Source organism: Sphingopyxis sp. (assembly GCF_050725615.1).
GTDB lineage: Bacteria > Pseudomonadota > Alphaproteobacteria > Sphingomonadales > Sphingomonadaceae > Sphingopyxis.
In genome coordinates, this window is the sequence record NZ_JBOHHU010000131.1 from 1 (window position 1) to 7,915 (window position 7,915).

The 7,915-nt window shown below is 65.5% G+C and carries 10 protein-coding genes; 4 read left to right on the forward strand and 6 right to left on the reverse strand.

The genetic code is table 11. The annotated features are described in order from the left end of the window. Positions 1–117: 117 nt before the first annotated feature. Positions 118–924, reverse strand: a complete 807-nt coding sequence (locus ACREB7_RS19890) for an SDR family NAD(P)-dependent oxidoreductase (RefSeq protein WP_431593998.1) — start codon at positions 922–924, stop codon at positions 118–120. Between the two features lie 69 nt (positions 925–993). Here ACREB7_RS19890 and ACREB7_RS19895 point away from each other — a divergent pair, with 69 nt between their 5' ends. Beyond that, positions 994–1,431, forward strand: a complete 438-nt coding sequence (locus ACREB7_RS19895) for a winged helix-turn-helix transcriptional regulator (protein ID WP_431593999.1) — start codon at positions 994–996, stop codon at positions 1,429–1,431. A gap of 77 nt (positions 1,432–1,508) precedes the next feature. On the opposite strand, the gene ACREB7_RS19900 is transcribed toward ACREB7_RS19895, so the two are convergent. After that, on the reverse strand, positions 1,509–1,991 hold the full coding sequence (locus tag ACREB7_RS19900) for an SRPBCC family protein (protein ID WP_431594000.1): 483 nt from the start codon (positions 1,989–1,991) through the stop codon (positions 1,509–1,511). Between the two features lie 46 nt (positions 1,992–2,037). Between ACREB7_RS19900 and ACREB7_RS19905 the strand changes: the two genes are divergently transcribed. Next, positions 2,038–2,364, forward strand: coding sequence for an ArsR/SmtB family transcription factor (locus ACREB7_RS19905; RefSeq protein WP_431594001.1), 327 nt, complete (start codon positions 2,038–2,040; stop codon positions 2,362–2,364). A 52-nt stretch (positions 2,365–2,416) separates the two neighbouring features. Here the strand turns inward: ACREB7_RS19905 and ACREB7_RS19910 are convergent, their stop codons facing one another. The 4 genes from ACREB7_RS19910 to ACREB7_RS19925 form a co-directional block, all read right to left on the reverse strand. After that, entirely contained in the window at positions 2,417–4,261 is a 1,845-nt protein-coding gene (locus ACREB7_RS19910; protein ID WP_431594002.1) for a M2 family metallopeptidase, read from the reverse strand. Between the two features lie 75 nt (positions 4,262–4,336). Beyond that, entirely contained in the window at positions 4,337–5,089 is a 753-nt protein-coding gene (locus ACREB7_RS19915) for an alpha/beta fold hydrolase (protein WP_431594003.1), read from the reverse strand. After that, positions 5,086–5,523 carry a GFA family protein gene (locus tag ACREB7_RS19920; protein ID WP_431594004.1) on the reverse strand — a complete coding sequence of 146 codons (438 nt, stop codon included), beginning with the start codon at positions 5,521–5,523 and terminating at the stop codon, positions 5,086–5,088. Before ACREB7_RS19920 ends, ACREB7_RS19915 begins: the two co-directional genes overlap by 4 nt. Beyond that, positions 5,520–6,167, reverse strand: a complete 648-nt coding sequence (locus ACREB7_RS19925) for a 2-hydroxychromene-2-carboxylate isomerase (RefSeq protein WP_431594005.1) — start codon at positions 6,165–6,167, stop codon at positions 5,520–5,522. Before ACREB7_RS19925 ends, ACREB7_RS19920 begins: the two co-directional genes overlap by 4 nt. A 108-nt stretch (positions 6,168–6,275) precedes the next feature. On the opposite strand from ACREB7_RS19925, the gene ACREB7_RS19930 reads away from it, so the two are divergent. Continuing rightward, a complete protein-coding gene (locus ACREB7_RS19930; protein ID WP_431594006.1) occupies positions 6,276–6,722 on the forward strand; it encodes a MarR family winged helix-turn-helix transcriptional regulator in 447 nt (148 codons plus the stop codon). After that, positions 6,722–7,846 (forward strand): HlyD family secretion protein, encoded by a 1,125-nt coding sequence (locus tag ACREB7_RS19935; RefSeq protein WP_431594007.1) that lies wholly within the window; start codon positions 6,722–6,724, stop codon positions 7,844–7,846. The genes ACREB7_RS19930 and ACREB7_RS19935 overlap by 1 nt, the downstream gene beginning before the upstream one ends. Positions 7,847–7,915: the final 69 nt, after the last annotated feature.

The following is a 7,915-nucleotide window of genomic DNA, read 5'->3' on the forward strand; positions in this document are numbered from 1 at the left end:
CGCATGACGTCTGGGTGTCTCGACTTCGCTCGACACGAACGGGATTTGCAGGACAGCCTGGCCGACTTGCCTGAAACCGCACCTCCCAGCACCGCCGGCACGGAGAGGCGCCCAACCTCAAGCCGCTTCGCTGACCCGGTATCGCTCGGCGACGTCGCGCCGCGACAGGCCCGGGCCCATCGCCAGCCGCGCATCCTGATACGCCGCCCACTGGCCCTCATCGGCAAGCGGCGGGATCGTCACCTCTTCGCCGCGGTCGAGACCCAGCAGCGCCGCATCGACCAGGTCGCCCGCGTCCATGACCATCTCGGCGGGAAAGGCATCGACATCCTTGCCCGACCGTTCCCAGATTTCGGTGCGCGTCGCGCCGGGCAGCACCGCCTGCACCTGCACCCCCTGCTCGCGGACGCTGTTCGCCAGCGCGATGCTCAGGTTGAGCAGGAAGGCCTTCGACCCGCTATAGACGCCCTCGAACTGCTCGGGCGCCAGCGCGAGGACCGAGGCGATGTTGACGATCTGGCCCGCGCCGCGTGAGGCGAACGCCTTGCCGGCGGCAATCGCGAGCCGCGCGGCGGCGGTAATGTTGAGCGCGATGATCGTCTGGATTTCGGCGGCGCTATTCTCGAGCGTGCCGCCGTTCAGCGACATGCCGGCATTGTTGACGAACAAGGTGATGGCGGCATCGTCGATCAGCCGTTGTTCGATCCGCGTCACATCGTCGCTATTGGAGAGGTCGGCGACGATCACATCGACCGCGACGCCATGGTCGGCGCGCAGCGTCGCCGCGCGGTCCTGCAATTGTGCGCCGTTGCGGGCGACGAGGATCAGGTCGTGGCCGCGCTTGGCGAGGCGGTCGGCGTAAACCGCGCCGAGGCCGGTCGAGGCCCCGGTGATGAGGGCGGCTCCCTGAATGATATCGGTCATCGTCTGTCTCCTTTGCTGGCCCCAAACGGGTCACTTGCAAAAGAATAGTGACTCGCCCATATCGGTTCAATGACCGACGCGGAAAAAAATTCGGGCACCTGCCCTATCGATCGCGGACTGACCCTGATCGGCGACCGCTGGTCGATGCTGGTGCTGCGCGATATCCAGCGCGGTTTCACCCGTTACGACCAGATCCGCACCAGCCTCGGCATCGCGCCGAACATATTGGCGCGGCGCCTCGCGACGCTCACCGCGGCGGGGTTGCTCGAAAAGCGCCGCTACAGCCAGCGGCCGCCGCGCGACGAATATGGGCTCACCGAAAAGGGCCGCGACTTCCTCCCCATCCTCGCCGCGATCGGCGCCTGGGGGCGCAAGCATAATGGCGACGGCGCGCTCACCCGCCAGATCGATGTCGAGACCGGCGAAGCGATCCGCCCGGTGGTGATCGACGCGAACACCGGCGCGCCGCTCGGCACGCGCGAACTCAGGCTGGAATATCCGGACTGATCCCCTCTCCCATTTAGGGAGAGGGAGCGAGACCTACGCGCTTCGCGCGTTAGTCGCAGCGGGTGAGCGCCCGAGACCTAAACATACATGCCATCGCGCAAATTGATCCCATGCTCGATCCAGACCTTGAGCGCGCACAGCATCTGCGACCAGCCCTGGCAATTGCCGTAGGACGCGCCCAGCGCCGCCTGATTCTCCCGCCAGCCCTCCTCGGCGATCTCGACCAGGGTCCGGCCGTCGTCGAGCGCCTTGAAGCTCATCGTCACGCGGGTGCGATAATCGGCATCCTTGTGCTCGCCGCCTTCCACATTGGGCGGCTCGCCCTCGTTCGCCTGCCATTCGAGTATGATCTTCTCGTCCGGCACAACCTCGATGACATAGACCGGGAAGGCGCCCGGAAAGTCGTGGAAGTCCCATGTCACCGTCGCGCCGGTTTCCAGCCGCCCCTTGGCGCCGCCGGTGGTGAAATAATGCGACAATTGCGCGGGGTCGGCGACCGCCTCGAACACGTCGTGCACCGGTTTCGCGATCCGCGCCGCGACTCGAAATTTCAGCTCCATGACACTCTCCGCTTGCGTTTGTGCCATTATGTTATATATTTATAACATGTCAATCCACGAAGAATATGACCGCGTTTTCAAGGCACTGGCCTCATCGGTGCGCCGCCAGATGCTCGACAACTTGAAAGATCAGCCGCTCACCACCGGCACGCTGTGCGACAACTTCGCCAACATCGACCGCTGCACCGTCATGCAACATCTGAAGGTGCTGGAGGACGCCGGCCTCGTCATCGCCGAACGCTGCGGCCGCACCCGCTGGAACCACCTCAATGCGATGCCGATCCAGGACATTCACGACCGCTGGATCGGCCCGCACGCCGCCGCCGCCAGCGCGCGACTGGCGCGCTTCAAGCAAAGCGTCGAGGCCGAATGAAAAGGCCGGGGAGTCGCCTCCCCGGCCGATCATTTTCCCGATCGCGGCGGCTTCACCACCCCGTCGGCTTGCCCTTGTTCTGCTCGTCGAGCCAGGCTTTCAGCGGCGCGAAATATTCAGCCATCGCCTTGCCCGACATCTCGCGTGTCCCGGTGAAGGCCTCAAGCGCGTCGGGCCAGGGTTTCGACGCGCCCATTTCGAGCATCGCGTTCAGCTTGGCGCCGACCTCCTTGTTGCCATAGAAGGAACAGCGGTGGAGCGGCCCTTTCCACCCCGCCTGGTCGCACGCCGCCTTGTAGAACTGGAACTGCAGAATGCGCGCGAGGAAATAGCGGGTGTAGGGCGTGTTGCCCGGAATATGATATTTTGCGCCCGGATCGAAAGCGTTCGCGGGCCGCTCGCCCGGCGGGACGATGCCCTGATATTGGGTGCGCAACTGGGTCCACGCCTTGTTGTAGTCGGCGGGTTTGATCGTGCCGTCGAACACGCCCCAGCGCCAGCGATCGACGAGCAGGCCGAAGGGCAGGAAGGCGACCTTGTCCATCGCCTGTCGCAAGAGCAGCCCGATATCCTTGTCGGCGCTCGGCACCTTCGCCTTGTCGAGCAATCCGATGTCGACCAGATATTGCGGGGTGATCGATAGCGCGACGAAATCGCCGATCGCCTCGTGGAAGCCGTCGTTGGCGCCGTTCAGATAGAGGAACGGCTGCTTGTTATAGGCGCGCTGGTAATAATTATGGCCCAGCTCGTGGTGAATGGTGACGAAGTCGTCGGCATTCACCTTGATGCACATCTTGATGCGGATATCGTCCTTGTTGTCGATATCCCATGCCGAGGCGTGGCAGATGACTTCGCGGTCAGCGGGCTTGGTGAACTGGCTACGTTTCCAGAAGGTCTCGGGCAGCGGCGCCATGCCGAGCGAGGAGTAAAAATTCTCGCCCGCCTTGACCATGTCGAGCGGGGTCTTGCCCTGCGCCGCGAGCAGATCGCCGACATCATAACCGAGGTCGCCCGAGCCCGGCGGCGCGACGAGCGGGTAGATATTGCCCCATTCCTGCGCCCACATATTGCCGAGCAGGTCGGCGCGGATCGGCCCGGTCTTGGGCTGCACCGCGTCGCCATATTTCTCGTTGAGTTTCCAGCGCACATAAGTGTGGAGCGCCATGTAAAGCGGCTTCACTTCCTGCCACAAACGTTCGGTCGTCTTGGCGAACTCGGCGGGCGGCATGTCGTAGCCCGAGCGCCACATCGCGCCGGTATCGGCAAAACCCAGCTCCTTCGAGCCTTCGTTGGCGATCGCGACCAGCCGCGCATAATCGTCCTTCATCGGCGCGCCGACCTGATCGTGCCAGCTCGTCCACATCTCGGCAAACTCGGCGGGCGTATGCTTCAGATTGCCCATCTCGGCCTCGATATCCGAGTTCGAGATTTCCTTGCCGTCGAGGGTGCCGCGTCCCTTGCCATATTGCGACTGCAGGTCGGTCGCGATCTGGTTAAGCTCGGTCGCGGCGCCGGGCTTGGTCGGCGCGGGCAGGACAAGGCCGTTGCGCAAAATGTCGAGCTTGCGCTTGGTATCCGGGCTCAGCCCCGGAACCGTCGCATATTTCGCGGCTTCGAGCGCGTATTTGACCGCCTTCTCGGTGCCGACGGCGTTGATCCGCGCTGCCATCGCGTCGGTGTCTTCGGTGATGTAGGTCGCATTGACCCAATTCACCTGGCTGCCTTCGACCGTATAGTCGAACAGATCCTTTTCGGCGGCGGCGATAAAGGCGTCGGCATCGGCGGCGGTTGGCTTGGCGCTCTGGCCGGGCGCATCCTTGGCCTTCTCCGCCGCCAGCACAGGGCCGGCAAGCGCGAGCGAAAGGGCGAGAGAAAGGGTAGAAATCATGGCTTTCATGGGGGGCGATCCTCGGGTCTGGTGGCGGCGCTCTATGGCGCTATGACACCAGTCTGGACCGACCCGCCAGCGGGGTCAAGCGGCGAGGAAGACCGCCATCGCCTCGCCCATTTCGGGCTGGGTGACGCTCGACATATGGGTGCCGGGGATGGTGACGAGCCGCGCGTCGGGAAGCGCTGCGGCGAGGTCTGGCGCCGATCCATTGTCCTGGTCCTGCTCGCCGCAGACGAGGAAGGTCGGCATCGTCAGCGCCGCGAGCGCGTCGGGCGACGTGTCGGTGAAGCTGTCGAGCAAATGGCCGGCGGCGATGCGGTCGACCTTCATCGTCTTCATGAACTGAACCGACAACCAGGTGTCGTCGCCGCGCTTCGCGGTTTCGAAATCGGCGATCACCCGCTTGAAGAATTGCCCCCGCCGCTGCCAGCCGGCGAGCCCCGACAGCCCCATACCGCCAAGGATCAGTCGGCGCGGTTTCATGCCCGCGACGACGGCGCGCGTACTGGTGCGCGCGCCGAGCGAGAAGCCACCGAGGTCGAAATCGCCGAGGCCAAGATGCGCGATCAGGTCCTGCAGGTCGTTCACCAGCACGTCGGGCGGGTAGTGCCAGTCGTCGTGCGGCGCATCGCTCGACCCGTGCACGCGCAGGTCGGGCATGATGACGCGGAAACCCTCGGCCGCGATGCGAGCGGCCGTACCGAATTTGATCCAGTTGACCTCGGCGCTCGAAAACAGGCCGTGGAGCAGCACCACTGGCCGCCCCCGCCCCGTCTCGCGCCATGCGAGCCGGACGCCGTCGCGGGCTTCGAAAAACTGTGGTTCGATTGTCATTCGCCCTCGCGCAGCTTTGCCCAGCGCTCTTGCAGCGGCGCATAGTCGTCGGTGCGCATTTCGGGAAGCCCCTCGCCGGCGGTCCAACCATGGACGCGGCTCTCGGTCCCGAAATGGCTGGCGAGCGACACCGCTCCGGGATCGTCGAGCGCGCCGACGGTCAGGTCGATCTTGGGGCTGTCGGGATAGTCAAAGGTCAGCGGCGTGCCGCAATCCCCGCAAAAGCCGCGACGGCCGAAGGGCGACGACATATAGGTCGCGCGATCGCCCTGCCAGGTCACGCTGTCCTTGGCCACGTTCCAGAAGGCCGCAGCGACATTGCCCAGCGCGCGCTGGCACATGCGGCAATGGCACCAATAGGCATCGCGGCCGGGATAGGTGCTCGAGAAGCGGACGGCACCGCACTGACAGCCGCCGGTGAGGGCCTCGCTCATCGCGGCTGCAGGCCCTTTTGCTCCATGCGCCAGCGCGCCATTTCGATGCGGTCCTGTCCGAAGAAAGGCTCGCCGTCGAAGACGAGGGTCGGCACGCCCCAATGCCCCGCGATTTCGAGCGCGACCTGGTTGGCGGCGATTTCGGTGTCGAGGGTCTCGGCATCGCGCACCGCCTCGGCATCGAGATCGGCGAGGTCGAGCCCGGCGCAGCGCGCGGCGCCTGCCAGATGGTCGCCGAGATGCCAGTCCTGCGCGCCGCCCCAGATGAGCTGCGCCGCCTCATGCGCGAAGGCGAGGCTGCGGCCGCGACGCGACGCCGCCTGACCGAGGCGGGTGAGGCGATAGATATAGGGCTGGTCGGGCGAAATCTCACGCGTCGCGACATTCTGGACGATCGGGTCCGGGCGCGGCGGGCCGAAGGGGATGCCGTGAAATTGCGCGACGCGGATCATGTCGCGCATCGTGTAGCTCAGCCAATTGGGGTGATTGCGTTCGAAGAAGTCGGGCTGGCGGATCGCGAGCGGATAGACCGGGCGGAGGTTGATATCGACCTGATGGCTCGCCGCGAGCGCGCGGTAGCGGCCGATCGCGAGGTAGGAATAGGGCGAGCGGAAGGACCAGAAGAGATCGGCGGTGAGCGTCATGCGCGCATCTTAGCGGCGGCGGGGGATTTGTCGATGTTGCGGAAGTTGGCGAAAGTGCCGCGTAGCGTGCGGTTGCATTTAGTAGCAATTGCTATTATATCACATGCCATGAGTGAAACGATCGGGTTCCTGCTGAACGACACTGCGCGGATGTTTCGCCGCGATTTCAACGCGCGTACCCGCGACAGCGGCATCACCGCGCTGCAGTCGCGGGTGCTGACCTATCTCGCGCGCTACCCCGGAATCCGGCAGGGACCGCTCGCCGAAGTGATCGAGGTCGAGCCGATCACGCTGTCGCGGATGATCGACCGGCTGGAAGAAGGCGGGCTGGTCGAGCGCCGCGCCGACCCGACCGACCGCCGCGCCTGGCAACTGTATCTGACCGCGCAGGCCGAACCGATGCTCGACCATCTGCGCCAGACCGCAAATGCGGTCGTCGCCGAAGCCACCGAAGGGATGAGCGACGCCGAACGCGCAACCTTGACCGCGCTGGTCGAACGCGTCCGCGCCAATTTGTCCCGCCGCGAATGCCAAAAAGAAAAAGAGACCGCCTGATGGACCAGCTCTCCCCCGCCCGCACCAAAGCCGAGGACGCCACGCCGCCGAAGGCTGCGCCCAAGGCCGACCCCGTGCCGCCGGGCGCGGCGACCGGCGGCGAAACCAAGGACGCGCCCAAATGGCGTACCCGGCTGCTGATGTTCGGCCTGCCCGCGCTGATGATCGCGGGCGGCGCGGTGTGGTGGCTGACCAGCGGCGGATCGGTGTCGACCGACAATGCCTATGTCCAGATGGACAAGGTGTCGGTCGCGGCCGAAGTCGGCGGACGGATCACCGAAGTCGCGGTCAAGGACGGGCAGGATGTGGCGGCGGGGCAATTATTGTTCCGCATCGACGGCGAGCCCTATCGGCTGAACGTCGCGCAAGCGACGGCGGCGATCGACGCCGCACAGGTCGAGGTCGGCAATCTGTCGGCGAGCGCCAACACGTCGAACGTCGACATCGCGGCGGCGCGCGAGGATGTGAAGTTCGCCGAGGTCAATTTCGGGCGCCAGGCGGCGCTGATGGAAAAGGGCTTCACGACGAAAGCGGCCTATGACGCATCGCGCCATGCGGTGAGCCAGGCGCGCGAGCGCGTCCGCCAGGCCGAGGCCGCCGCCGCCGAAGCGCGGACCAAGCTTGCCGCCGGTCCGTCGACGGGGGTCAACCCGCAGGTCGAGGCGGCGCGCGTCCAGCGCGCGCAGGCCGAGGTGAACCTGGGCCGCACCGAGGTGCGCGCGCCCTATGCCGGCCGCGTCGCACAGGCCGACCGGCTGCAGATCGGCCAGATGATGGTGCAGGGCCTGCCCGCAGTGACGATCGTCGACACCGGCCATCCGTGGGTCGAGGCCAATTTCAAGGAAACCGACCTCGCCAATATGCGCATCGGCCAGCGCGCCGAAATCAGTTTCGACGCCTATCCGGGGCTGAAGGTGCGCGGCCATGTGCTGACGATCGGCGCGGGCACGGGCAGCGAATTTTCGGTGCTGCCGGCGCAGAACGCCACCGGCAACTGGGTCAAGGTGACGCAGCGCGTGCCGGTGAAGATCGCCTTCGACGAAAAGCCGGCGCGCGACATGATCGCCGGGCTGTCGGCCGATGTGCGGGTGTTTACCGCTAATGGTGCGGTGGCGGGAAAGTAGGTTTGGGTGCCGTGGAGAACAATTGCGGCCGGATCGATCCTCCCCATCGACTTGCGATGGGGAGGTGGC

Coding starts and splice junctions, on each gene's coding strand:
- ACREB7_RS19920 (WP_431594004.1), bottom strand. CDS start 5,523: ATGAGCGAGGCCCTCACCGGCGGCTGTCAGTGCGGTGCCGTCCGCTTC.
- ACREB7_RS19905 (WP_431594001.1), top strand. CDS start 2,038: ATGTCAATCCACGAAGAATATGACCGCGTTTTCAAGGCACTGGCCTCA.
- ACREB7_RS19895 (WP_431593999.1), top strand. CDS start 994: ATGACCGACGCGGAAAAAAATTCGGGCACCTGCCCTATCGATCGCGGA.
- ACREB7_RS19930 (WP_431594006.1), top strand. CDS start 6,276: ATGAGTGAAACGATCGGGTTCCTGCTGAACGACACTGCGCGGATGTTT.
- ACREB7_RS19925 (WP_431594005.1), bottom strand. CDS start 6,167: ATGACGCTCACCGCCGATCTCTTCTGGTCCTTCCGCTCGCCCTATTCC.
- ACREB7_RS19900 (WP_431594000.1), bottom strand. CDS start 1,991: ATGGAGCTGAAATTTCGAGTCGCGGCGCGGATCGCGAAACCGGTGCAC.
- ACREB7_RS19935 (WP_431594007.1), top strand. CDS start 6,722: ATGGACCAGCTCTCCCCCGCCCGCACCAAAGCCGAGGACGCCACGCCG.
- ACREB7_RS19915 (WP_431594003.1), bottom strand. CDS start 5,089: ATGACAATCGAACCACAGTTTTTCGAAGCCCGCGACGGCGTCCGGCTC.
- ACREB7_RS19890 (WP_431593998.1), bottom strand. CDS start 924: ATGACCGATATCATTCAGGGAGCCGCCCTCATCACCGGGGCCTCGACC.
- ACREB7_RS19910 (WP_431594002.1), bottom strand. CDS start 4,261: ATGAAAGCCATGATTTCTACCCTTTCTCTCGCCCTTTCGCTCGCGCTT.